A 19,728-nucleotide genomic window follows, 5' to 3' on the forward strand; every position below is an offset into this window, starting at 1 on the left:
CGACCCGTACGATTCAGCCCGCAACCGCCCCGCCTGTCCATGGCCCCGACCCCGTCATTGCCGGCTTGGCTGTCAAGAGGCATGGCTGATCTCTTCCCAGCGGGCGATCCCGCTGATGCCGATCAGGCCCTGGCGGCGCGTCTGGCGAAGGCTGAGACGGACGGCAGGCCACTGCGGGTGAAATTGGGCATCGACCCCACCGGCAGCAGCATCCATCTGGGCCACAGCATCCTGTTCCGCAAGCTGCGGGCCTTCCAGGATGCTGGCCATACGGCGGTTCTGATCATCGGCGATTTCACGGCACGGATCGGTGATCCCACTGGCAAAAGCGACACCCGGGTGCAGCTCACGGCTGAGCAGGTGGACGCCAATGCCGCCACCTATCTCGCCCAGCTGGGCCAAGGGCAGCCGAAGGACATGGCCCTGCTGGATTTCGAGACACCGGGCCGTCTGGAGGTGCGCCGCAACAGCGAATGGCTGGAGGGGATGGACCTGCCGGCCGTGATCAACCTGCTGGGGACGGCCACCGTTGGCCAGATGCTGGCGAAGGACGACTTCTCCAAGCGCTACGGCAGTGGCACGCCTATTGCCCTGCATGAGTTTCTCTATCCCTTGCTGCAGGGTTACGACTCGGTAGCGGTGAACGCCGATGTGGAGCTGGGGGGCACCGATCAGAAGTTCAACGTGGCCATGGGCCGCGATTTGCAGCGCCATTTCGGCAAGGGCACCCAGTTCGGCTTGCTACTGCCGATCCTGGTGGGTCTAGATGGTGTGCAGAAGATGAGCAAAAGCCTCGGCAACGTGGTGGGTCTGGAGGAAGATCCACTGTCGATGTACTCCAAGCTCGAGAAGGTTGGCGATGGGGCGATTAACGACTACGTGACCTTGCTCACCGATCTGGATTTGGCGGTGTTGCCGGAGAATCCGCGAGAGAAGCAGAAGGCGATGGCTCTGGCGGTGACCGCCAGCCGTCATGGACTGGCGGCAGCCGAGAAAGCCCAGAGCGATGCCGCCACCCTGGTGGGCGGAGCCGGTGATGCGGCGGCGGAGGTACCCGAGGCCTCCTTGGAGCAGGTGAACTTCCCGGCCAAGGCCTTCTATCTGCTCAGTGCCGTGGGCATCTGCGCCAGCAGCAGCGAGGCGCGCCGCCAGATCAAGGGCGGTGCGGTGCGGCTCGAAGGGGAGAAGATCAGCGATCCCAACCAGGAGTTCGCCTCAGCGGAGGAGTTGGAGGGCAAGGTGCTGCAGCTGGGCAAGAAAACCTTCCGGCGGCTGACCGCCTGATCAACCCGTTTTCCCCCATTGGGGGGATCCGCTAATGGGATCCCAGTGTTTGATGCTGAGTTCAGATCAGATGCGCAGATTGCCGTTGATTTTTTGGCGTATTGGCAATCGGAGTTGACGGGCGATGTCGCTTCTGCCCTTGCGCCGATGCGGCTGAAAGGTGGTGCTGATGCCCGCCTGTATCGCTACCAACTGGTCGGTGAGAAACCGAGTGTTCTGCTTGTGTTGTGACCTGCATCAGATGCTCAATCAGCAGGGCCTGACAGCACCGGTGATTCAGAGCGTGTGTGGCGACCCATCGGTGCTGGGCGGTGTCGCTGTCCCAGAGTTCATGCGAAGGTCTGAAGCGCGGCGTGAGTATCTGTCTTTTATCGAGCAAACGACTGGCCTCAAGCTGCTGCCAACTGCAGCCTGAACGTCGCCAGGGTTAGTGCTGCCATTCTCGGATTGCTTCTGGATTACAGGGCTTAAGCGGTGACGGCGAGTCGTTTGGGCTCAGAGCGAGCGCAGCACCTCAAGATCCTCGGGTTCGAGGGCAGTGGGAACGCCCCGGCGCAGGGTCTCTGAGAAGCCCTCATCGCGGTTGAGCACAGTGAGTAGGTAGAGGCGGTCGGGACCAGGATTTTCGAAATCGTGGATGGCATCGGCAGGAACCACCACGAAGTCGCCGGTATTCGCCGTGATCGAGCGTTCCTCGATGTGGAAGATCACCGTCCCCCGCAGCACGAAATAAAACTCTGCGGAGTGATGGTGGGTGTGCAACGGCACCCGATCGCAGGGATCATGAATTTCCAGAAACAGGCTGACCGCTTCCTCAGAGCCGCGGTCGTCATCCCCATCGGCGGGTGAGCTGAGCAGGGCGAGAAAACAGTGGTCCTGATCGTTAAAGCGGTAACCCTGCAGCTGTTCAGGGTGAATGATGCGCGGCAGCATGGCCTGGGGCCGGTGTGGATTCAGGATGGATGCTGCTCGTGTAGCTGTCTTGGCTCCGTTGCGTTCTGCTCACCCCGCCGATCGGATCATCGTGGCCCTGGATGGCATGGCCCCACCTCAGGCCCTGGCGTTCGCTGCTCAGGTGCAAGGGCTGCGCTGGGTGAAGGTTGGCCTGGAGTTGTTCGTGCAGGCTGGGCCTGAGGTGGTGACCCAGCTGCGCGATCGGGGCCTGCGCGTGTTTCTGGATCTCAAATTTCACGACATTCCTGCAACGATGGCGGGAGCCTGCCGGCGGGCCGCGGCGCTGGGGGCCGAGCTGATTACGGTGCATGCCTGCGCCGGCAGCGAAGCACTTAAGGCTGCGCAGGCAGCGTCGGTGGAGGGTGCCCAGCAAGAGGGTCTCAACGCTCCAATCTTGCTAGCGGTGACGGTGCTCACCAGCTGGGAGGAGCAGTGTCTGCAACGGGAACTCGCCATTGCCCAGGGCATCGCCGAACGGGTGCCGGCGTTGGCTCAGCTCTCGGCTGCCGCCGGCATCGGTGGCTGTGTGTGCTCACCCTTGGAAGCCGCGGCATTGCGGGCCCAGCACCCCGAGCCGTTTGCGTTGGTGACGCCGGGGATTCGCCCCAAAGGGGCAGCGGTGGGCGATCAGGCTCGGGTGATGGGGCCCGCCAAAGCGATTGCAGCCGGCGCTAGTCAGCTGGTGATCGGTCGGCCGATCACCAAGGCTGAGGATCCCAGCGCTGCGTTTGCGGCCTGCTGCGATGCCTTGGGTTGACTCTGTTCTGTTCCAACGTCGAAACTTGCAGCTGAGGTCCCCTAACAGCGGCGCTCAAGGCTTCTGTCCCACCTTTGGTTCGCTGCCGTCGATCAGGCGCTGCAGGTTGCTGCGGTGGCGCCAGAGCACCAGCACCATCGCCACCACCGCCACCAGGATGTAAGGGGGGCTGCCTGTGGAGAGCACCATCAGCAGGGGCAGGCTGAAGGCGGCGATCACGCTGGCCAGCGACACGATCCGGCTCAGGCTAAATACGGCCATGAACACCCCGAAGCAGGCCAGGCCCACCGGCCAGGCCAGGCCCAGAAACATCCCGAAGCCGGTGGCCACTGCTTTGCCGCCCTTGAAGCCCAGCCACACCGGCCAGATGTGACCGGCCAGGGCCGCCAGACCAGCCAGCACCTCCAGCCAATTGCGCATCAGCTCCATCCCCACCAGGCCTTCGCTGAGGGCCCGGGCCAGCAGCACAGCCGCCGCTCCCTTGCCCACATCCACTAGAAAAACAACGAAGGCTGGACCCTTGCCCACATTGCGCAGCACGTTGGTGGCGCCGGTGGACCCCGAGCCGATCGTGCGCAGGTCGATGCCCTTGCACCAGCGTCCCGCCAGGAATCCGCTGGGGATGGAACCGAGCAGATAGCCCAGCAGCAAAGAGAGGAAGCCCATCACAGCAGGTCGTCGATGGTGTCGGTTTCGCCTGGTCCGGCAGCAAAGGCCAGCCAGAGCGGGAACTGAAGCACGGGAATGTCCACCACCTGTTCTGAGGCATCGATCAGGATCAACGGCACCTCGCCCCGTTCCTCCAGACGGTCGGCCCGCTCCACCAGGGCGTCGCCTCGTTCAAAGAGCACGATGCCGCTGTTGGGTCCGAAATCCTCTCGGCTCAGGCCCAGGGCATCCTGCAGGCCCCGTCGCCAGTCGCCGAGCCGTTCGGGTTGGCCTGCCAGCACCAGGGTCTGGAATTGATCGCCGTAAAGCTCACCGATCACCGCGATCAGCGCGGCCGCCAGCAGCACGTTGCGGGGCCGGCTGCCGCGGCTGGGCTGAGCCCCGCGTCCTCCCTGATTGAAGAACCAGTCCTCGAGCACGGCGGTGTCAGCTGCGTCCAGGCTGCGGCGCAGTTTCCAGGGGTCGGCGTAGAAGTCGGGCTGCTCCAGGAAGCCTTTGAGGTTGGCGCGGATCAGCTCCTCGTCGGGGCGGAAGGTGTCGGCCAGTGCCGGTGCTGCGCCTGCTTTGGCCCCCTGATCGGCGGCATCGGCTGCGGCCTGCGCGTCCAGAGGAGAGGGCTGCACCACAACCGGCTGGACCACTAGGTCGAGTGTTTCCACCGACTGGGCTAAGCCCTGGAGGGCGCCGCCCAGGTAGTCCTGGAAGCCCTTCACGCGTCGGGCTATCGCATCGGATTGCCCGGCGAAGCTGGCGGCCATCTCCGTTTCCAGCTGCTGTTTGCGTTGCGTTAGGGCCTCGATCTCCTGTTGCAGAGCGTCGCGTCGCTCATGGAGTTCGGTGAGGGCCAGTTGGATCAGGGGATCGTGGCCCTGGGGTTGAGGGTCTAGCTCCTGGGTGGCCGGGTCTTGTGGCGTCAGATCGGTGTCGTCAGGCATGGCGCACTTGTCCTTTCACTATTCCAGCTGATCGACGCCTATCTGGCACGGTAGGCACGTCCTCGTGTTGGTTTGGTTTCTTTTGCGTAACGTGAGCGTGTTTAATCAGCTGTCTCTCGGGGCTTCGGTGTTTCCAGGGCCCCCACCCGCTGCACCAGCTGCTCGCGTAGCTCCGCTGGGTTAAACAGGATTGGTAGAAAGTGGATGCTGTTCACTTCGCGGAAGTACAGCAGCCCCGGCAACCAGGCTGCAAACAAGCGCCAGCTCTGCCACTCCGTGTAGGGAAAGCGACGCAGTTCGTTTTGTCCCCGCCACACCATCAGCGTGTCGGCCGTGAACTCCAGTCGCAGGCTGTAGGTCTGCACAAGCAAAAACAGGCCAAACAGCCCGACCACCAGGGTGGGCCACGGGCGAAGTGGCAGGGGCAGCAGCGTGGCGCTGAGCATGACGATCAGCAGAGGCAGCCGCGGACTCGGAGAGATGCTCACCGGATCTTTGCCGGTGGTCGCTGGCGCTGGGGGAGTGTCGCTCATGGGATGTGGAGCCTCAGCCGAAGAGAAGTTGGGTGAGCACGGTATCCATCAGAGCCACAGTCACCAGAATCATCACCACGGCTCCGGTGGTGCTGGTGCCCACCTCCTTCGGGCCGCCCGCTGTGGTCATGCCCCAGCCGCAGGAGAGGACGGCGATCTGTAGGCCGAACACCAGAGCCTTGATCAGCATGAACGGGATGTCATCGGGCATCAGCCAGCTGCGCACCGACGACCAGAACACCTGCGGCGGAATCATGTACAGCTCGGTGCTGCTCCACTGGGCGCTCCAGATGGCCACACCGAAGAACAGAAGGCACTGCACCGGTGCCATGACCACCATGGCGATCAAACGCGGTACCACCAGATACTCCACCGGGTCGGTGCGCAGCATCGTGATCGCATCGATCTGCTCGGTCACCTTCATGGTGCCGAGCTGGGCGGCATAGGCCGTAGCTACCTTGCCCGTGAGCAGGGTGGCGGTGAGGAGCGGCGCGATCTCACGTGCCAGTCCCACCGCCAGCACGCCGCCAACCGTGGCACTGGCGCCCATGCTGCTCAGCTCCTTGGTCACCTGGATGTTGAACACCGTGCCCGCTGCCAGGGAGGTGATGATCACGATCAGGAAGCTTCCCGGTCCTGCCTCCTGTAATTGATCCAGAAGGTCGACGGTATTAATTCGACCCCGGACGGTGGCGGTCACTGCCTGCCCGCCGATGATCAGGCTGCTCCCAAGCCTGTTCAACCAGCGGGGGGATTTAAAACGAAGCCGGAGCGGGGGGAAGGTCATGCACGTTGCAGGTGAGCGCCGCGGTCGGGCCAGCTTCGCATCACCAAGAGGCCGAACATCACAAGGATGGCGGGAATCAGGCCCATGCTCATGCGAATGGCCAGCAATGCCATGGCCGGCTGTTCGATGAAATCCATGGCCCCACTGCAGGCCTCGCTGGAGATGTAGCCAGTGAGAGACAGCAAGACGCCGAACACGCTCATGCTCACGCCGATAATCAGCTTCTGGCCGAACACCATCCAGGCGGTGTAGAGGCCTGCGGGGTGGGTTGGATCGGCATCGATCGCGTCCGGCAGAAGCGACCAGGGAATCAGGTAGGCGGTGGAGGCTCCAAGCCCCACCAGCATGATCAGGCCGATCAGGGGAATCAGTTCAGCACCGCTTCCGCCGTGCTGCAGCGGTGGGAACGCCATCGACAGCAGACAGGCCAGGATCCAGAGACTTCCGCCCCAGCGCAGCGCTATCAAACGGCCTTTGCGGTTCGACAGCAGGCTCCAGATCTGTAGGCCCGCCAGGGCGCTTAGCTGAAACGGCAGCAGGATCCAGGTGGACAGATTCGGGGGCACGTGCACCACCTGCACCAGCCAGATCAAGGCCACTACCTGCATCAACTGCAGGCCAAACCAAAGCAACAGATACAGCCCCAGAACCATCAAGAAGCGGGGGTTGGAACGGATCCTCTTGAATTGCTCCAGGGGTGGTTCGCTCTGGTTGCTGGGTCGTTGGGCCCGCTTGGCAAAGGGAGCCAGACCCCAGCAGCAGGCCAGGGTGGCAACGGCGGCGATGGTGCCGGTGATCCGGCCCATGCGCAGGTAGCCCTCGGCGCCATCGCTCAGCACCAGCGAGGCCACAATCAAGCCGCTCAGTCCGGCCAGGATCGACCCCGTGAAGCGCGCGGCATTCAGGCGAGTGCGGATAGCGGTGTCGGGGGTGAGTTCGGTGGAGAGGGCCGCATAGGGCAGATTCACGCTGGTGTAGGCGCTCATCAGCAGAATCGCCATCACCACGTAGTAGAGCGTGCGCTGGGTCAAGTCCCCCTCCGGAACCCACCACATCGCGGCCAAGCTGATTCCCAGGGGCAACGCCGCTCCCAGCATCCAGGGGATGCGTGGTCCCCAGCGGCTTTGGGTGTGGTCGCTCATCCAGCCGATCAAGGGATCGTTGATCGCATCCCACACCTTGATCACCGTGAGCAGCGAGCCGGCAATGAACGCAGGTAGCCCTGCCGCGCAGGTGAAGAATGGGAAGAGATAGAAGCCGAGCTGAGTTGCGGCCAGTCCGGTGCCCGCATCTCCCATGCCGTAGGCGAGCATCAGGCGTTGTCGGGATCCTCCGGGAACGGTGGTCTTGTTCATCAAGCCAGGGGAGGGGGCAGGCGGACCGTCATAATGGTTGAGCATGCATCCAGGAACACCATCCACTTCGGGCGGCCAGTTCGGATGTATTAATGCGGGCGTAGTTTAGTGGTAAAACCTCAGCCTTCCAAGCTGATGATGCGGGTTCGATTCCCGCCGCCCGCTTTGAAACACCTCATTGAATGCACAGCATCGCTGTTTACCAGAGGTCTTGCTTCTCTTTGATCAGAGCCTGAGGCTGTTTGCATACTCTCCGGCCACCATCACCACAAGGCTCCTGGCCTCCAGCGGTACTCCTGGTGGTGTCCAGGGTTCTGGATGGGCCGGTAGGTCCTGCCCTGGGGGCAGCGCCGTATCGATCAGGCGATGCCACGGTGTGGTGGCCTCAGGCAGGTCGAAGTGCATCGCCTTGAAGTAGGCGTTGAGCCCTGCCCAAAGCACCGCTCCCTGGTTGCCCTTGTGCACACTCAGCGCCAAGCAGTGCGACCAGCTGGCCCAGTCGGGCTTGCCAAGTTCCACGCCATGCCACTGACGCCAGTAGCCATCAGTGTCGCTGCTGAACCGCTGCGGCTTTTCGCTGTGGCCCACTAGGGGGTTGAACAGATCAGCGAGTTGACGGCGTACGACGAGCAGTCGCTTCACATAGGTGAGCAACTCCATGTCGCAGTGATCATCTGACCAGATCATCCAGCTCAGCGGAGTGTCCTGACACCAGGTGTTGTTGTTGCCTCCCTGGCTGCGACCCACTTCATCCCCCATTAAGAGCATCGGCACACCGCGGGCCAACAGCAGGGTGCTGAGCATGTTGCGCTGCTGGCGGCGGCGCAGAGCCGTCACCGCATGGTCGGTGGTCGGTCCTTCCACACCGTGGTTCCAACTGATGTTGTGGTTTTCGCCATCGCGGTTGTCCTCGCCGTTCGCGAGGTTGTGTTTGCCGTTGAAGCTCACCAGATCCATCAGGGTGAACCCGTCGTGAGCGGTCAGCAGATTCACCGAACGACCCAGGTTCACTGGCTTGCCCTCATAAAGGTCCGGGCTGCCACGCAGTCGCTGCCCCATGGCCCAGGTGCTGTCTTCGTCTCCTTTCCAGAAGCCGCGCAGGGCGTCGCGGAACCGCCCGTTCCAGGTGCCGATGCGCTGGGCCGGAAAGTCGTTGAGCCGGTACAGCCCGCCGCAGTCCCACGGCTCACTCACCATCTTCAGATCGCTGAGGAGGGGGTCGGCCTCCATCGCTTCCAGCAGTGGTGGCTGTTCGAGGGGTTTGAGTCCTTCCCCCCGGCTCAGCTCGATTCCTAAGTCGAAACGGAAGCCATCCACCCCCAGTTCGATAGCCCAGCAACGGAGCGACTCCAGAATCAGGGCGCGGGTGAGGGGCTGATGGGCCGCGATCGAGTTGCCGCAGCCGCTGACATCGAGATAATCGCCTTTGCTGGTTTGGTGGTAATAGAACTGATCGCCCAAACCCCGCCAGCTCAAGGTGGGGCCATTGCGGTTGCCTTCGGTGGTGTGGTTGTAAACCACATCCAGGAGAACCTCGAGGCCGGCGTCGTGGCAGGCGGCGACCAGCTCCCGCATCTGCTTGCGGGCCTCAAGAGGGTCGCCCCCGCAGATGTAGCCCTGATGCGGAGTGAACCAGCTCAGGGGGCTGTAACCCCAAGCGTTATCGCGTCCAGGAGGAGCATCGTCCGGATCGAATGCCTGCACTGGCAGTAACTCGATCGTGGTCACACCAAGGTCCTTGAGATAAGGAATCTTGTCGATCACGCCCAGAAGGGTGCCGCGTCGTTCCGGCGCGACTCCGCTGTCGCTGCGGCGGGTGAAGCCACCCACGTGCATCTCGTAGATCACCGTCTGCTGCCAGTCGTGGCGTGGCCTCGGGTGGGCATCGAAGTCGAACGCATCGCGTTCGCACACCACACCCTTTAAGCAGCAGTCCGTGTTCGGCGAGGCTCCAGTCGCCATCTCTCGCTGGTAAACCGACCAACCATCGATCCCCCGGGCGCAGGGATCCAGAAGAACTTTGGCCGGCCGGAAGCCGTGACCTCCCGGTGCGAGTGGTCCGAACACCCGGTAGCCGTAAAGGCAGCCGGCCGTCAGGCCTTCTACCTCCGCATGCCAGTAGTCGCCCGATCGATGGGTGTGTACATCAAGATCGATGATCCGATCAGGGCTTGGGGCGTCTCCACTGCTGAAGATCAGCAACTCCACTCGGTTGGCCTGGGGAGCTGCCACCGAAAAGTTCACCCCCCGGGGGGTGATGGTGCTGCCCAGTGGCCAAGGTCTGCCTCTCAGGATTGCGCTCACGGAACCGCCCGCCGGCCGCAGGACGCACTGGTTTCAAAGTAGTGGTAACTCCGGGGAAGCACCGTGACTGTGTTGACGTCCGCCCTTGAACCTGGTCGCCCACCGCAGCGCATCCGGCCTGATCTCTGGTTGTTCCCTCCCAATCGCGACTGCCTGGGTGGCTCCTCCTGGTGGCTGGACGTGGCTCCTGAGCCAGTGCTGATCGACTGCCCCCCACTCACCGAGGCCACGCTCACGGCTTTGCAAGACCTTGCAGAAGGCCGTCAAGCCCGCATCCTGCTGACCAGCCGAGAAGGACATGGCCGCCTGCGCCGTCTGCAGGAACGCCTCGGTTGGCCGGTGCTTGTTCAGGAGCAGGAGGCCTACCTCCTGCCTGGGGTTCAGAACCTCACAACCTTCGGAGACACCATGTCCACCGCGTCGGGGCTGCACCTGCTCTGGACTCCGGGGCCGACTCCGGGCCATGCCGTTGTGTATGCACCACCCCCGGTGAATGTGCTCTTCTGCGGACGCTTGCTGGTGCCTGTTGCCGTCGACTGCCTAGCCCCGCTGCAGCACAGACGCACTTTCCATTGGCCCAGGCAGCAGCGCAGCCTGCGCTGTCTTCGCGAGTGGCTTCCTTCAGAAGCTTCTCCAGCACTGGCGTCTGGGGCTGGGCTCGGGGCCCTGCGCGGGGGGCGTCTGGCTCCGTTCAGCAGCTGGGTTCCCGTTGCATCGGGTACAGAACCTCAAACCTGAATTGTTGGAATTTTCAGGGGAAGCATTGCGGCGCGGTGTTTTTCGGTTGCCGCGCCGCTCGGACCTCCATACGATTAGCGCGCTCAGGGAAGCCGTGCGGATGTCGATCTCCGCATCATCGATCCAATTGCTTCCGCAACTTTCCTCTCCTCCTACCTCATGAACAAAGCCGATCTCGTCAACCTTGTTGCTGCCCGGACAGAGCTCACCAAAACCGATGTATCCCTGGTTGTTGATGCAGCGATTGAAACGATCATCGACTCCGTCGTGGAAGGCAAAAAAGTGTCGATCCTTGGTTTCGGTTCCTTTGAGCCTCGTGAGCGCTCCGCACGTCAGGGCCTGAATCCCAAGACCGGCGAAAAGATCAAGATTCCCGCGAAGCGAGTTCCTGCTTTCACCGCCGGCAAGATGTTCAAAGACCGCGTTCAGGGCTGATCAGGTCCTACCTGATGGCATGACGTGGTCCTGCGGGACTACTGACTGGTTGTGATGTCTCCGGATCACCTTGAGGCCCTGTTGAATCAGGGCCAGCGGCTCCGGAGACAAAGGGTTTGTGGGCGTTTCGCTCCCACTCCTTCAGGTCCTTTGCATCTTGGAAATCTGCGCACAGCGCTGTTGTCCTGGTTGCAGGTTCGCCTGAAACGAGGGCAGTGGTTACTAAGAATTGATGACCTTGATCCGCCGCGTGTCCGCCCAGGAGCGACGGATTCCGCCCTCGATGACCTCCGGTGGCTTGGCCTCCACTGGGATGGTGATGTGATCTTTCAGAGCCAACGTCTGGGGATTTACAGCTCCTTTCTGTCGGCTATGCGCAGGGAGGGTCTGCTGTATGCCTGCCGCTGCACCCGCAAGCAATTAGCGGGGATTGATATCTATCCAGGCACCTGCCGTCATCGCGCGCTCGGTTGGAGGATTGAAGGTGGACGCCTTCCATCCTGGAGGCTCATGGTGCCTGACTCCTTCGCGTCATCCTGCGGTGATCCGGTGGTGCGCCGTGCGGATGGTTTTGTGGCTTATCACCTGGCCACGGTGGTGGATGAACTTACCCTTGGCATTACGGATGTGGTGCGCGGAGACGATCTGGTCTCTGCCTGTTCGGCGCATCAGGCTGTGGCCGCAGTGCTGGGTCAGCCATCGCCCGCTTACCACCATGTGCCCCTGCTCCTGACGGATGGCGGGTTGAAACTGTCCAAGCGAGACCAGGCCAGTGGTACAGCTCCCCTGAGAGCCCTTGGCTGGGAACCGGAACAGCTGGTGGGTCATCTGGCCGCATCCCTGGATTTGGTCCCCTCAGGAACTTGTGTGTCAGCGGTTGACCTGCTCGAGAGCCTGCGGATGCGGCCACGCGTTTTTTGGGGTCTGCTCCAGCAGGTCGCTGGTTCTTAAGAAAAGCTTCGGGATCGGCGGGGGCTGTTGCCCCCACACTGATCTCAACATTCATTCGTGCTTATGGCTATCTGCTCCAATTGCGGAGGAAGCGGAATTCAACGCGTCAATGATCAGCAATTCCGCACCTGCCTTGTTTGCCTTGGTCATGGGGTTGTGGAGACCGAAAATTCATTGACTCAGTCCCAACCTGAATCATCCTCTCCATCGGCCATCAACGCAGTTGCTTCTTCCGTTGCTGCCAGATAAAGAAGGTTGCCGTGGCCACCACGGCCAGCAGGGGAACGCTGGTGAAGAGCAGCAGGGCGACAGCAGTCCAGTCGGTGTACATCAGTTCATCGATGAATCTGAGGCATTCTCTCAGGAGAATGAACATCTCTGCTTCCGACCGGTGGATGAAAGGCTTGATTGGGCTGGCATTTGGGAGTCAACTCCTGTTGATCCCTGCCATGGCCAGTGCGCTTGATGGCATTAAGCCTGATCTCATCGCCTGCTTCACAACAGGGGTTGCCAGTCGTTGTGCCCGTGCCCTGGATCTCACCGAGCGCTTGCAGCGCCGGGCTGCCAACAGTGAGCGCTACCCCTGTCAGACCCAGTTGCTCGGTCTTCAGGCGGAGGTGGTGATGGTGCAGCTCTCTGAGGGGCGAGGCGAACAGGCCCTAGAGACCCTGCAGGCCAGTGATCGCGTCTGTCAGGGCCTTTGATCGGCATTTCGATGCCAGTGCCGGCAGACTGAGCGTCCTGCTGATAACAGTCATGAAGGCGATTGTGAGGTCCATCTCCACGACGGCCCTCTGGGCAGTTTTGATCCAGTTGGCAAATCCTGCTAACGCCCAAATTCGCTTCGACGATTGCCAGCCTGCTGCGGGGGGAGGAATCACCTGCAACACCGTGCCCTACGGAAATACCAGGGCCAACATGATTGATGGTGAGTATGGATTGCTTGATCAAGCCAGTCCTGGCTGGGCTGAATACAATCCCTACGAGGGTTATGACGACATGTTGGGTGGCAATCAGACCTGATGGTGATTGAAATTAGTCAAAAACATGTCCATGGTGATAGCGCTCATCCCGGCCGGCAGCCTCAGTGAGGCTCGCGACATTTTTGCGTGTGAAGAATCCCTCAAAACCATGGCACCGCTCCACATACTCAGTGATCAGAACTGAATACTCAGAGTGTTTTGAGAAGATCTGCTTGAGATCCGGCTGATCTCCACACTCTCCAATCACCTTGGCTAGAAACGAAATGCCGTGGGTGCGTAATTGTTCAACCACGAAGTCGACATTTTTTTGTTCATTGTTGTGGTCACCATCGGTCACTTCATAGGCAATGTGATGCATGCGGCGGCCAAAGTTGCGAACAAAGTCTTCTGTGGGCATTGGCAGGTTTTCGAATGAATTCACAAAGGATGGTGTGTTGTTGGCCGTGAACACTTTGGCTGGTGAGCACTTGTCATCTTTCACTGCTGGGTGCCGGGTGACATTGGTTGAGGAGTTCATCTCTTCAATGTTGTAAGCGCCCCAGAAGTAGTAGTTCGAGAGGGTCAGGAATTCGAGAATGGCGTCTTCACGCTCTCCTGCCAACACGCGGGTGGCCATGTGATCCACGCCCTCGATCAGGTGACTGATCCCCAGCGCATCGCCCAGTTCCTCCTGCTCTTTGAGACGTTTCTGCTCTGGACCTGTGAGTTGAAAGGGTTGTCCCAGCTCCCACTCATCAGGATCCTCGAATGGCCTCTGGCTGTAGCCGACACGGTTGTGGGTGAAATCGGAAGGCACGCTGAAATGCAATGCTTCCAGTGCATACAAACTGTTGGTGGATTCGCCTGGATCGTTGAAGCGGATGTTGCAGCTTTCCAGCAGCTCCTGGGTGCATTGCAGATCGCTGGTGTGGAACACTTCACCCACATAACGGGCATTGGGTTTACGCCGTGCCAGCGGATACATCATGTTGAGTTGCTTGATCTCGTCCTCATAGGACGCAGCCAATGGCTCCATCACGATCAGACGAGGGAAGGTTGGCTTGGAGCCGAGAACAAAGATCCGATGCGTGGCGCTGATGTAACTGCCGATCAGTCGATAGGGCGTCATCACGGCCAACTCACTGAGGTAAGGCAAGCCGTCCGCCGTTTCCACATGCACAATCAGTGCCCTAATGTTGCCGAGCAGCTGATCGAGTCCCAGCCTCAGGCGACGTTCATAGATTTTCAGGCGGTACTCCTCAAAGAACTCTGAGTTGCGTTTGTCCCCCTGGGGGCTCTGTTTCAGCAGATCAATGCCCATTGTGGTCTTGCCGTTGTTACCGACTTAGCAGAGCCAGATGCTGATTGTCTGGACTCTTGGCGACGATTCGATCAGCATGGGTTGGATTCGTTTCTTGCGCATGGCCCAGGATCCAAATGCCACCAGCTTCCATGAGCGCAATGTCCTGATTGTTTTGCTTGTCGCCCTGGGCGTTGGGTTTGTGGCCGTGCCACCGATGAGGGAAATGTTTTTGACGGATTTTTGGCGCCAGTGGGGACAAAACGGGCTGGTGTTTGAGACACCGTTGCTCTCCGTGGCTTCGAGTGTTGATGCCTTGATCTAATTACGACCGATTCCATGCCATCAAAACCTAAAAATCGTGTTGGGGAGGTGTACGGCAAGCTCACGGTCGTGCGGATTTCCGAGCGGCGTACCAAAAGCGGCAACGCGTTTTGGTGGTGTCGATGTGACTGCGGCCGTGAGCGGGAGGTTCCAGGAGACAAGCTCTCCCATAACACCAGCCGAAAGAAACCCGTGGTGAGTGCGTGCCTGCAGTGTTCAAGGGAGCTGCAGATCGAGTCCGTCACGATCAAAAATGATCGTGACGAAGTGCGCCGCCGCGAAGAGGCGCAGTGCAACCGACGTCAGCTGCAGGGTCAGGTGCCCGATAGCTGGCTTCGCTTGCCATTAACGGATGCTCATGCAAGGGAACTCGGGCAGGTGCTGTTTTTCCGCGGAACCCGTTGCCTGCGAAACCATCTGGCACCGTACAGGATTAACGGGGGATGTCTGGCTTGTGCAGGGCAAAAACCTTCGGCCTGATCTCAAAGTTCAGAATCATTGGTCATGAGTGTCTCTGTTGTTTGCATCCTTCCAGTCAATCCATTCGAATTGTGGGTGAGAAGAAACCTAATTGCCTAGGTTGACGATTTAGGATTGTATTGGTCTTGTTGATGCCTTCTCGGCCAATTGAAGGGAATATGGCCTTTGGTATGCAGCGCTTGACGGTGGGGCGGTGCTTCAGCCATTGCTGCATGCTCGAACTCAGCGCTCCCAGCTTTTGCCATTTGAGCTGGCTTTGTCGATCATGATCCCACGTTGATTCAGTCGACTCTGGGGCACTCGGATATTGGCGCGACGAAGCATCTGGAATTATGAATGAATCATTTGAATGTATAGAAGTGAACTCCTTTCTACTCGCAGAAGAGGATTAATCTGCCATGTTCTTTCTAAAGCGCTCTCGCCATTGATTCCACTGGATCGATTCGGGGAACTGGCGGATCAGAGCTTCTGTTTCTTCCATTAATTGTTGGAAGGATTGTTTCATATCCATCGGAACTGTTGCAATCGGTGGCGCATAGGTTTGTGTGTAGGCGAAAAATTCAATCGGATTATTTTCTGGATCAGTGAAATAGACAGACCAGCTCCCGCCATGGTTCATGGCTATGAGGTCGTCGTTAGGGGCAATAGATTGAATTGTTGAGAAATTTTCATGTAGATCTTGAAGGCTTGAGACTTCAAAGGAGATTTGATTGAACTGGGTTGGCAGATGATTTTTCCTGCCTGTTGCCAAGACAAGTTGATGGTGTTCGTTGGGGTCTTTGCTTAAAAATAACATTCTTGATCCTTGGAACTCCCAGGAATCTGTGATGAAAAATCCCAGCTTATCAACGTAAAATTCTTTCATGAGATCGATGTCGTGTACGTAAAAGCCAAAATGTGAAGGTTGCGCCGACGCAAGAAAAGAAGGCATAGATTGTGCTTCGCGTTGATGCCATTTGAACCTTGTTGGGCGATGATGGCAATCCGATTGTTCTTATCTCTTTTACGCATCTGAGCCTGAGCCTCTGACTCAAGTGGTCAGAGCGAAATCAAAAGTCGTGAGACCTTGGTGCGCAGTAGGCAAAAGTCGCATCATCCCAATGCAAGGTCGTTAAGTCTGGGGTGACCATTCCCCAGTCGCGCAATGCGCCAGGCATTGGAATGGTAAAAATCATGAAGCGTCGATTGACATGCACTTAATCCGTTGCTGTGCGCTGATGCCTGAGACCACTCAGTACGCCCTGATTGTTGTGATTGCCCTTGTGGAAGCCGAACGGGCGAAGGTCACTGCTTTTGATAGAGAGGCTCGTGATTTTGGTGACCATGCTTTGGAGGTTTTGTCGCCCGAGTACCGTTGACCCCTGCCTAGGGAGCTGGAACGGATCAGACCTCTCAACCCCTATTGGATGCCTTGGATCACCTCTGCTTGCAGGTTGAGGACGACCCAGAGCTACAGCGTCGTTTTTATCTAGCCAACACTCCAGAGCAGATTGTGGGTCTGTCGCTGGATTTGGGCATCCTGATCGAGGCTGAAGACTTCCGAGCCTTGCTCAGAAGCGGTAGTACGGAGCGTTGGTACGTGCGTGGTGGTGACCAAACCAACCCCATTACCCATTTGAAACGGGTGTTTCGCGTTTGAATCCTTGAGCCCAGGTGCTCGTTCCGGTCAACGCAGACCTCGTCACCCACGTGTTGCCATTAGCCGCGACGTGACTTGCAGCGTTGGAGGATGCGCGATTCGGCAGGTTTTGCCACGTTGAAATTACCGAGGCAATAACCGATGAATTTCACTGTGATCATTGTGGATGGAGCAGCAATCCATCCCGTTACTAGCCTCGAAGCCGAAACGGTTGAGGCTGCGTGGGAAGAAGCTCAGTCCCTCTATCCATTTGCTGACCTTGCCTTGGTCGCTGATCAGGATGATTGAGATCCCCCAGATGGGGGAGGCAGACGGCTGAAATCGGGCAAATCAATGGCTTCGTTGGGGGAGTTGGTCCGCAGCAGAAATGGCGATGCTGAAGAGGTCCAGGAGGGATGACCTCCACAACACACTTTTACTTAATGACCAACATCAACAACAGCGCGGTCACAACATCTGCCCTGATGCAGGCTGCCTCTTTGGTTGTTTTGGCCGTTGCTCCTCTTGCCGTTGGGGTCGGAATCGCCGCAATCAATGTCCCTGATGCTGAAGCGCGAGTCACCTGTCGTCCAATCGGGACTGCTTCCTACTGCCGCTGATGCAGAGCCAGTCTGTCGGGAGGCCTGATGCCATTGTCGCGGGAGAACTCGGCAGGCTGAAAGCCATACAAAACCCGCAAGGGAAAAGCAGGGGGCGTGGTTGTCGCTATCGATCTCCCGACACAACATTGTCTCCCCGTCTTAAAGGCGGGCTTTTCTTATATGCCAGCTTTGATGGCTTTAATGACTGCCTGTGTTCTGTCTTTAACACCCATCTTTCCGATGATGGAACTGACGTGAGTTTTCACTGTCTCTGCACTCACAAAGAGGGTGTCAGCAATTTCCTTATTGGTCATCCCGCAGGAAAGCACTTTCAGTACTTCTATCTCTCGCTCAGACAGTACAGGCAAGACCTCTATGCGCTCGTAGCCCGCAGCAGTCTGAACGTCTTGTGGATAGTAGTTTCCGCCTTCAGCAATGGCTGATAGTGAACGGATGAAGTCACCATCGATCCCTTTCCCCAAGGAGCTGATGAAGATCACGCCTTCAGCAAATGCATCAAGGGCTTCCCGCACGACTGCCTGTGTTTCCCGATGGAGGAACACCAGGGTTCTGGTTTCTGGGCTGAACTCCTTGACGTGTCTGGCAAGGCTGAGGCCATAGCCCTGCTCTAGGTTTTCCGTCACGAACAGAAGGTCAGGGGACCTCTTCCGACATGCATCCGCTGCCTCTTCCTGTGTGGTGTATGCCCCTATCAAGGAGTCACTGATGACAGGCACCAAGCTGAAGGAGGCAAGAGTCAGGAGGTCGCCTATGCAAGCCACCGCGGTCTTGCCGGCGAGGAGAGACTTGCCCTGATCCAAGGCCGATCGGATCTGTGCAGAGCGCAGCGGAAACTCCATACCAGGTCTTATGGCTCCCCCATTGTGACCAGTGAAATGACAGCAGGACACCACTTTTGGGTGATGTGGGAGAGGGGGTAAAGCAGCGATGGTTAAGAGGTCCAGGAGGGATGCCCTCCTCAACCCACTTCAAACAAATGACCAACATCAACACCACAGCCAACACCTAGAAAACCGGCATCAAGCAAGCCGCTTCTCTCGTCGCAATGGCAGTAGGTCCTTTGGCAATCGTGATGGGAGTTGTGGCAATGAACGTTCCTGCTGCTGATGCGAGAGTCACCTGCCGTCAAATTGGCAATGCTGTTTACTGCCGCTGAAACAGCTTCAAGCCACTGTCGGGATGCCTGATGCCTGATGCCTGAGGGCTGAGAGCCATACAAGACCCGACAAGGGAAAAGCAGGGGGCGCTGTGTTGTCGCTATCGATCTCCCGACAAAACATTCAGCCCTGTAAGCAATGGTGGGGTTTTTATTGCAGCGGGTCATGCTTTTGGCAGTTGCCCCAAACCAATGCCCCTCGACATGCAGATGCCCCTGATGTCTTCAAGGTTTGGCTGCCTCTAGGAATCGAGATTCTTGGAGAGCCTGCTTTCATTGAGCTGATGGTTGGCTAGATCAACCCAATCTTCACGACTGACAAAGCAGACAGGCTGGTCGGTTGGCACCTAGGAGTGAGCCTCTAACCCTTGTTGTTGCAATGTTTCTGCACCCAAGTGACCAAGATCATCGGCAGCTTTGACGCAGGTCATCAACCGGACTGGCGAGGCCCGAGAGATGGTGTGCTCCAAGGTCGCCAGCATTAAACGAAGAATCAACAAACAATTCAACGACCAAACTTGTCCAATCAAATTTTACCCAGGACTCGGCCTTGCTGGCTTCATCGAAAAGCCAGTGACTGAAGGCGGGAAGATTGGAAGACCCTGGGAAGTAGATTGTCGATATCAATCACTTTGCAAAACGTAAATTCATTTTTCACAAATTACCGTTAGGCGTAGTATATATTCAACAACAGCAGTTTCCGTGTCAAATGCAGGATATTTATTACACTTACCTTCCAAGAGGCCAAGGCCAGGGTGTTAATCTTGTCGAAGGAAAGGATGTTTTCTTTGAAGACTCTGGTCTAGGGGCATTCCTTCGATACTCGTCATACAATGGAGAAATAATTTCTGCACTCGCGCATCAACTGGTCAAATCAGAAAAAATTAAAAAAATATTATTTGTGCGAACGCCTTCTACCGGTGGATGGATTGAGCAACTTGAATTCGGTAACGCTGTAGATGTTGATCGAGAATATTACTTTGATCAGCGGCAGCGTGCATCTAAGATCAGCAGCCAAACCAATTTCAATAGGCGTCAACACTTTGAGCTTGCAATGCAAAGTAGAATACAATCCGGCTTGGCTTATGATTTAATAGTTATTGATGGATACCATGACTACCATGTAAGCCTCAAAGATTTTGAGCTTTGTTTCAATTGCCTTGCTCAGGACGGAATACTTTTAAGTCATGACTGTGCTCCAGCGTCCCCTGAAATGGCTGAGCCAATGTTTAAGCCTGGCGCATGGTGTGGATGTACGTATGCAAGCCTAATTACTTATGCAGCTTCTAATCCTGAGATTGCCTTGACTATCTTCGATACAGATACCGGAATTGGTATCGCAAGAAGGCATTGTTCAAAACTAAGAACTAATTGGCTTAGAAATCCAAAACGCCCAGATGCAGGCATCCAATCAGAATTTTTTTCTCTTGTTAGTGCATCTGAATTCAAAAAGGCATACACTTACTTCAGAGCTAATGCATCAGCGTTGGCCGACTTTAAATCGATTTGGTCAAAAAGCTAAACTAGCTTGAAAGTAATATTAAAACGTTGTGATTCCCGAAA

General features: G+C 57.9%; 27 protein-coding genes and 1 tRNA gene. 17 read left to right on the plus strand and 11 right to left on the minus strand.

The features are described from left to right. Nucleotides 1-39: 39 nt before the first annotated feature. The 3 genes from tyrS to ACLM45_RS12615 are packed head-to-tail and all read left to right on the plus strand — an operon-like array spanning nucleotide 40 to nucleotide 1,699. A complete protein-coding gene (gene tyrS, locus ACLM45_RS12605; protein ID WP_415409588.1) occupies nucleotides 40-1,284 on the plus strand; it encodes a tyrosine--tRNA ligase in 1,245 nt (414 codons plus the stop codon). Nucleotides 1,285-1,302: 18 nt separating this feature from the next. Next, nucleotides 1,303-1,515, plus strand: a complete 213-nt coding sequence (locus ACLM45_RS12610; protein WP_415409589.1) for a hypothetical protein — start codon at nucleotides 1,303-1,305, stop codon at nucleotides 1,513-1,515. Between the two features lie 10 nt (nucleotides 1,516-1,525). Next, entirely contained in the window at nucleotides 1,526-1,699 is a 174-nt protein-coding gene (locus tag ACLM45_RS12615; RefSeq protein WP_415409591.1) for a hypothetical protein, read from the plus strand. A gap of 80 nt (nucleotides 1,700-1,779) precedes the next feature. On the opposite strand, the gene ACLM45_RS12620 is transcribed toward ACLM45_RS12615, so the two are convergent. Then, nucleotides 1,780-2,217, minus strand: a complete 438-nt coding sequence (locus tag ACLM45_RS12620; protein WP_415409593.1) for a cupin domain-containing protein — start codon at nucleotides 2,215-2,217, stop codon at nucleotides 1,780-1,782. A 25-nt stretch (nucleotides 2,218-2,242) separates the two neighbouring features. Between ACLM45_RS12620 and pyrF the strand changes: the two genes are divergently transcribed. Further along, nucleotides 2,243-2,995 carry an orotidine-5'-phosphate decarboxylase gene (pyrF, locus tag ACLM45_RS12625; RefSeq protein ID WP_369776006.1) on the plus strand — a complete coding sequence of 251 codons (753 nt, stop codon included), beginning with the start codon at nucleotides 2,243-2,245 and terminating at the stop codon, nucleotides 2,993-2,995. 54 nt (nucleotides 2,996-3,049) lie between these two features. Here pyrF and plsY read toward each other — a convergent pair whose 3' ends face one another. The 5 genes from plsY to ACLM45_RS12650 all read right to left on the minus strand — a co-directional run bounded on the left by plsY (nucleotide 3,050) and on the right by ACLM45_RS12650 (nucleotide 7,274). Further along, nucleotides 3,050-3,661 carry a glycerol-3-phosphate 1-O-acyltransferase PlsY gene (gene plsY / locus ACLM45_RS12630; protein WP_415409595.1) on the minus strand — a complete coding sequence of 204 codons (612 nt, stop codon included), beginning with the start codon at nucleotides 3,659-3,661 and terminating at the stop codon, nucleotides 3,050-3,052. Continuing rightward, nucleotides 3,661-4,599 carry a DUF3086 domain-containing protein gene (locus tag ACLM45_RS12635; protein WP_415409596.1) on the minus strand — a complete coding sequence of 313 codons (939 nt, stop codon included), beginning with the start codon at nucleotides 4,597-4,599 and terminating at the stop codon, nucleotides 3,661-3,663. The genes plsY and ACLM45_RS12635 overlap by 1 nt, the downstream gene beginning before the upstream one ends. A 101-nt stretch (nucleotides 4,600-4,700) precedes the next feature. Beyond that, the gene (locus ACLM45_RS12640) at nucleotides 4,701-5,132 is read right to left on the minus strand and encodes a DUF3119 family protein (RefSeq protein ID WP_415409597.1); all 432 of its coding nucleotides are present in this window, start codon (nucleotides 5,130-5,132) and stop codon (nucleotides 4,701-4,703) included. Between the two features lie 13 nt (nucleotides 5,133-5,145). Continuing rightward, on the minus strand, nucleotides 5,146-5,919 hold the full coding sequence (locus ACLM45_RS12645; RefSeq protein WP_006043388.1) for an MlaE family ABC transporter permease: 774 nt from the start codon (nucleotides 5,917-5,919) through the stop codon (nucleotides 5,146-5,148). Continuing rightward, a complete protein-coding gene (locus ACLM45_RS12650) occupies nucleotides 5,916-7,274 on the minus strand; it encodes an MFS transporter (RefSeq protein WP_415409599.1) in 1,359 nt (452 codons plus the stop codon). The genes ACLM45_RS12645 and ACLM45_RS12650 overlap by 4 nt, the downstream gene beginning before the upstream one ends. A gap of 94 nt (nucleotides 7,275-7,368) precedes the next feature. Here ACLM45_RS12650 and ACLM45_RS12655 point away from each other — a divergent pair. After that, nucleotides 7,369-7,439 (plus strand) — tRNA-Gly (locus ACLM45_RS12655). Between the two features lie 60 nt (nucleotides 7,440-7,499). On the opposite strand, the gene ACLM45_RS12660 is transcribed toward ACLM45_RS12655, so the two are convergent. Then, nucleotides 7,500-9,578 (minus strand): glycogen debranching protein, encoded by a 2,079-nt coding sequence (locus ACLM45_RS12660; RefSeq protein ID WP_415409601.1) that lies wholly within the window; start codon nucleotides 9,576-9,578, stop codon nucleotides 7,500-7,502. 63 nt (nucleotides 9,579-9,641) lie between these two features. On the opposite strand from ACLM45_RS12660, the gene ACLM45_RS12665 reads away from it, so the two are divergent. The 3 genes from ACLM45_RS12665 to gluQRS all read left to right on the plus strand — a co-directional run bounded on the left by ACLM45_RS12665 (nucleotide 9,642) and on the right by gluQRS (nucleotide 11,702). After that, complete coding sequence (locus tag ACLM45_RS12665; RefSeq protein ID WP_415409602.1) at nucleotides 9,642-10,316, plus strand: MBL fold metallo-hydrolase; 675 nt, start codon at nucleotides 9,642-9,644, stop codon at nucleotides 10,314-10,316. A gap of 159 nt (nucleotides 10,317-10,475) precedes the next feature. After that, nucleotides 10,476-10,751 (plus strand): HU family DNA-binding protein, encoded by a 276-nt coding sequence (locus ACLM45_RS12670; RefSeq protein WP_006043393.1) that lies wholly within the window; start codon nucleotides 10,476-10,478, stop codon nucleotides 10,749-10,751. 54 nt (nucleotides 10,752-10,805) lie between these two features. After that, on the plus strand, nucleotides 10,806-11,702 hold the full coding sequence (gene gluQRS, locus ACLM45_RS12675; RefSeq protein WP_415409604.1) for a tRNA glutamyl-Q(34) synthetase GluQRS: 897 nt from the start codon (nucleotides 10,806-10,808) through the stop codon (nucleotides 11,700-11,702). Nucleotides 11,703-11,916: 214 nt separating this feature from the next. Here gluQRS and ACLM45_RS12680 read toward each other — a convergent pair whose 3' ends face one another. After that, the gene (locus tag ACLM45_RS12680) at nucleotides 11,917-12,078 is read right to left on the minus strand and encodes a hypothetical protein (RefSeq protein ID WP_415409605.1); all 162 of its coding nucleotides are present in this window, start codon (nucleotides 12,076-12,078) and stop codon (nucleotides 11,917-11,919) included. A gap of 73 nt (nucleotides 12,079-12,151) precedes the next feature. Here ACLM45_RS12680 and ACLM45_RS12685 point away from each other — a divergent pair, with 73 nt between their 5' ends. Further along, nucleotides 12,152-12,406, plus strand: a complete 255-nt coding sequence (locus ACLM45_RS12685) for a hypothetical protein (protein ID WP_232199009.1) — start codon at nucleotides 12,152-12,154, stop codon at nucleotides 12,404-12,406. Nucleotides 12,407-12,458: 52 nt separating this feature from the next. Beyond that, entirely contained in the window at nucleotides 12,459-12,725 is a 267-nt protein-coding gene (locus ACLM45_RS12690; protein WP_006043397.1) for a hypothetical protein, read from the plus strand. 12 nt (nucleotides 12,726-12,737) lie between these two features. On the opposite strand, the gene ACLM45_RS12695 is transcribed toward ACLM45_RS12690, so the two are convergent. Then, entirely contained in the window at nucleotides 12,738-13,985 is a 1,248-nt protein-coding gene (locus ACLM45_RS12695; protein WP_415409606.1) for a hypothetical protein, read from the minus strand. 37 nt (nucleotides 13,986-14,022) lie between these two features. On the opposite strand from ACLM45_RS12695, the gene ACLM45_RS12700 reads away from it, so the two are divergent. Both ACLM45_RS12700 and ACLM45_RS12705 read left to right on the plus strand, forming a co-directional pair. Then, on the plus strand, nucleotides 14,023-14,289 hold the full coding sequence (locus ACLM45_RS12700; protein WP_415409608.1) for a hypothetical protein: 267 nt from the start codon (nucleotides 14,023-14,025) through the stop codon (nucleotides 14,287-14,289). 14 nt (nucleotides 14,290-14,303) lie between these two features. Then, the gene (locus ACLM45_RS12705; protein ID WP_415409610.1) at nucleotides 14,304-14,768 is read left to right on the plus strand and encodes an early protein (E6); all 465 of its coding nucleotides are present in this window, start codon (nucleotides 14,304-14,306) and stop codon (nucleotides 14,766-14,768) included. A 388-nt stretch (nucleotides 14,769-15,156) separates the two neighbouring features. On the opposite strand, the gene ACLM45_RS12710 is transcribed toward ACLM45_RS12705, so the two are convergent. Continuing rightward, nucleotides 15,157-15,699 (minus strand): VOC family protein, encoded by a 543-nt coding sequence (locus ACLM45_RS12710; RefSeq protein ID WP_415409612.1) that lies wholly within the window; start codon nucleotides 15,697-15,699, stop codon nucleotides 15,157-15,159. Between the two features lie 286 nt (nucleotides 15,700-15,985). Here ACLM45_RS12710 and ACLM45_RS12715 point away from each other — a divergent pair, with 286 nt between their 5' ends. The 4 genes from ACLM45_RS12715 to ACLM45_RS12730 all read left to right on the plus strand — a co-directional run bounded on the left by ACLM45_RS12715 (nucleotide 15,986) and on the right by ACLM45_RS12730 (nucleotide 17,006). Beyond that, nucleotides 15,986-16,126, plus strand: a complete 141-nt coding sequence (locus ACLM45_RS12715) for a hypothetical protein (protein WP_415409614.1) — start codon at nucleotides 15,986-15,988, stop codon at nucleotides 16,124-16,126. 53 nt (nucleotides 16,127-16,179) lie between these two features. After that, nucleotides 16,180-16,407, plus strand: a complete 228-nt coding sequence (locus ACLM45_RS12720) for a hypothetical protein (protein WP_415409615.1) — start codon at nucleotides 16,180-16,182, stop codon at nucleotides 16,405-16,407. Between the two features lie 141 nt (nucleotides 16,408-16,548). Then, nucleotides 16,549-16,695: a hypothetical protein gene (locus ACLM45_RS12725; RefSeq protein ID WP_006043407.1), complete on the plus strand. Its 147-nt coding sequence runs from the start codon at nucleotides 16,549-16,551 to the stop codon at nucleotides 16,693-16,695. 107 nt (nucleotides 16,696-16,802) lie between these two features. Beyond that, a complete protein-coding gene (locus tag ACLM45_RS12730) occupies nucleotides 16,803-17,006 on the plus strand; it encodes a hypothetical protein (RefSeq protein WP_156783697.1) in 204 nt (67 codons plus the stop codon). Nucleotides 17,007-17,164: 158 nt separating this feature from the next. Here the strand turns inward: ACLM45_RS12730 and ACLM45_RS12735 are convergent, their stop codons facing one another. Beyond that, nucleotides 17,165-17,848 (minus strand): LuxR C-terminal-related transcriptional regulator, encoded by a 684-nt coding sequence (locus ACLM45_RS12735; RefSeq protein WP_415409616.1) that lies wholly within the window; start codon nucleotides 17,846-17,848, stop codon nucleotides 17,165-17,167. A 1,026-nt stretch (nucleotides 17,849-18,874) separates the two neighbouring features. Here ACLM45_RS12735 and ACLM45_RS12740 point away from each other — a divergent pair. Next, nucleotides 18,875-19,687: a class I SAM-dependent methyltransferase gene (locus ACLM45_RS12740; protein ID WP_415409617.1), complete on the plus strand. Its 813-nt coding sequence runs from the start codon at nucleotides 18,875-18,877 to the stop codon at nucleotides 19,685-19,687. Nucleotides 19,688-19,728 lie beyond the last annotated feature (41 nt).

It is taken from the genome of Synechococcus sp. A10-1-5-9 (assembly GCF_047716785.1).
GTDB lineage: Bacteria > Cyanobacteriota > Cyanobacteriia > PCC-6307 > Cyanobiaceae > Synechococcus_C.

Coding starts and splice junctions, on each gene's coding strand:
- ACLM45_RS12645 (WP_006043388.1), bottom strand. CDS start 5,919: ATGACCTTCCCCCCGCTCCGGCTTCGTTTTAAATCCCCCCGCTGGTTG.
- ACLM45_RS12725 (WP_006043407.1), top strand. CDS start 16,549: ATGAATTTCACTGTGATCATTGTGGATGGAGCAGCAATCCATCCCGTT.
- ACLM45_RS12670 (WP_006043393.1), top strand. CDS start 10,476: ATGAACAAAGCCGATCTCGTCAACCTTGTTGCTGCCCGGACAGAGCTC.
- ACLM45_RS12640 (WP_415409597.1), bottom strand. CDS start 5,132: ATGAGCGACACTCCCCCAGCGCCAGCGACCACCGGCAAAGATCCGGTG.
- ACLM45_RS12635 (WP_415409596.1), bottom strand. CDS start 4,599: ATGCCTGACGACACCGATCTGACGCCACAAGACCCGGCCACCCAGGAG.
- plsY (WP_415409595.1), bottom strand. CDS start 3,661: ATGGGCTTCCTCTCTTTGCTGCTGGGCTATCTGCTCGGTTCCATCCCC.
- ACLM45_RS12705 (WP_415409610.1), top strand. CDS start 14,304: ATGCCATCAAAACCTAAAAATCGTGTTGGGGAGGTGTACGGCAAGCTC.
- ACLM45_RS12690 (WP_006043397.1), top strand. CDS start 12,459: ATGAAGGCGATTGTGAGGTCCATCTCCACGACGGCCCTCTGGGCAGTT.
- ACLM45_RS12650 (WP_415409599.1), bottom strand. CDS start 7,274: ATGAACAAGACCACCGTTCCCGGAGGATCCCGACAACGCCTGATGCTC.
- ACLM45_RS12685 (WP_232199009.1), top strand. CDS start 12,152: ATGGCCAGTGCGCTTGATGGCATTAAGCCTGATCTCATCGCCTGCTTC.
- ACLM45_RS12715 (WP_415409614.1), top strand. CDS start 15,986: ATGCCTGAGACCACTCAGTACGCCCTGATTGTTGTGATTGCCCTTGTG.
- gluQRS (WP_415409604.1), top strand. CDS start 10,806: ATGTCTCCGGATCACCTTGAGGCCCTGTTGAATCAGGGCCAGCGGCTC.
- ACLM45_RS12620 (WP_415409593.1), bottom strand. CDS start 2,217: ATGCTGCCGCGCATCATTCACCCTGAACAGCTGCAGGGTTACCGCTTT.
- ACLM45_RS12680 (WP_415409605.1), bottom strand. CDS start 12,078: ATGTTCATTCTCCTGAGAGAATGCCTCAGATTCATCGATGAACTGATG.
- pyrF (WP_369776006.1), top strand. CDS start 2,243: ATGGATGCTGCTCGTGTAGCTGTCTTGGCTCCGTTGCGTTCTGCTCAC.
- ACLM45_RS12710 (WP_415409612.1), bottom strand. CDS start 15,699: ATGCCTTCTTTTCTTGCGTCGGCGCAACCTTCACATTTTGGCTTTTAC.
- tyrS (WP_415409588.1), top strand. CDS start 40: ATGGCCCCGACCCCGTCATTGCCGGCTTGGCTGTCAAGAGGCATGGCT.
- ACLM45_RS12740 (WP_415409617.1), top strand. CDS start 18,875: ATGCAGGATATTTATTACACTTACCTTCCAAGAGGCCAAGGCCAGGGT.
- ACLM45_RS12700 (WP_415409608.1), top strand. CDS start 14,023: ATGCTGATTGTCTGGACTCTTGGCGACGATTCGATCAGCATGGGTTGG.
- ACLM45_RS12695 (WP_415409606.1), bottom strand. CDS start 13,985: ATGGGCATTGATCTGCTGAAACAGAGCCCCCAGGGGGACAAACGCAAC.
- ACLM45_RS12730 (WP_156783697.1), top strand. CDS start 16,803: ATGACCTCCACAACACACTTTTACTTAATGACCAACATCAACAACAGC.
- ACLM45_RS12615 (WP_415409591.1), top strand. CDS start 1,526: ATGCTCAATCAGCAGGGCCTGACAGCACCGGTGATTCAGAGCGTGTGT.
- ACLM45_RS12735 (WP_415409616.1), bottom strand. CDS start 17,848: ATGGAGTTTCCGCTGCGCTCTGCACAGATCCGATCGGCCTTGGATCAG.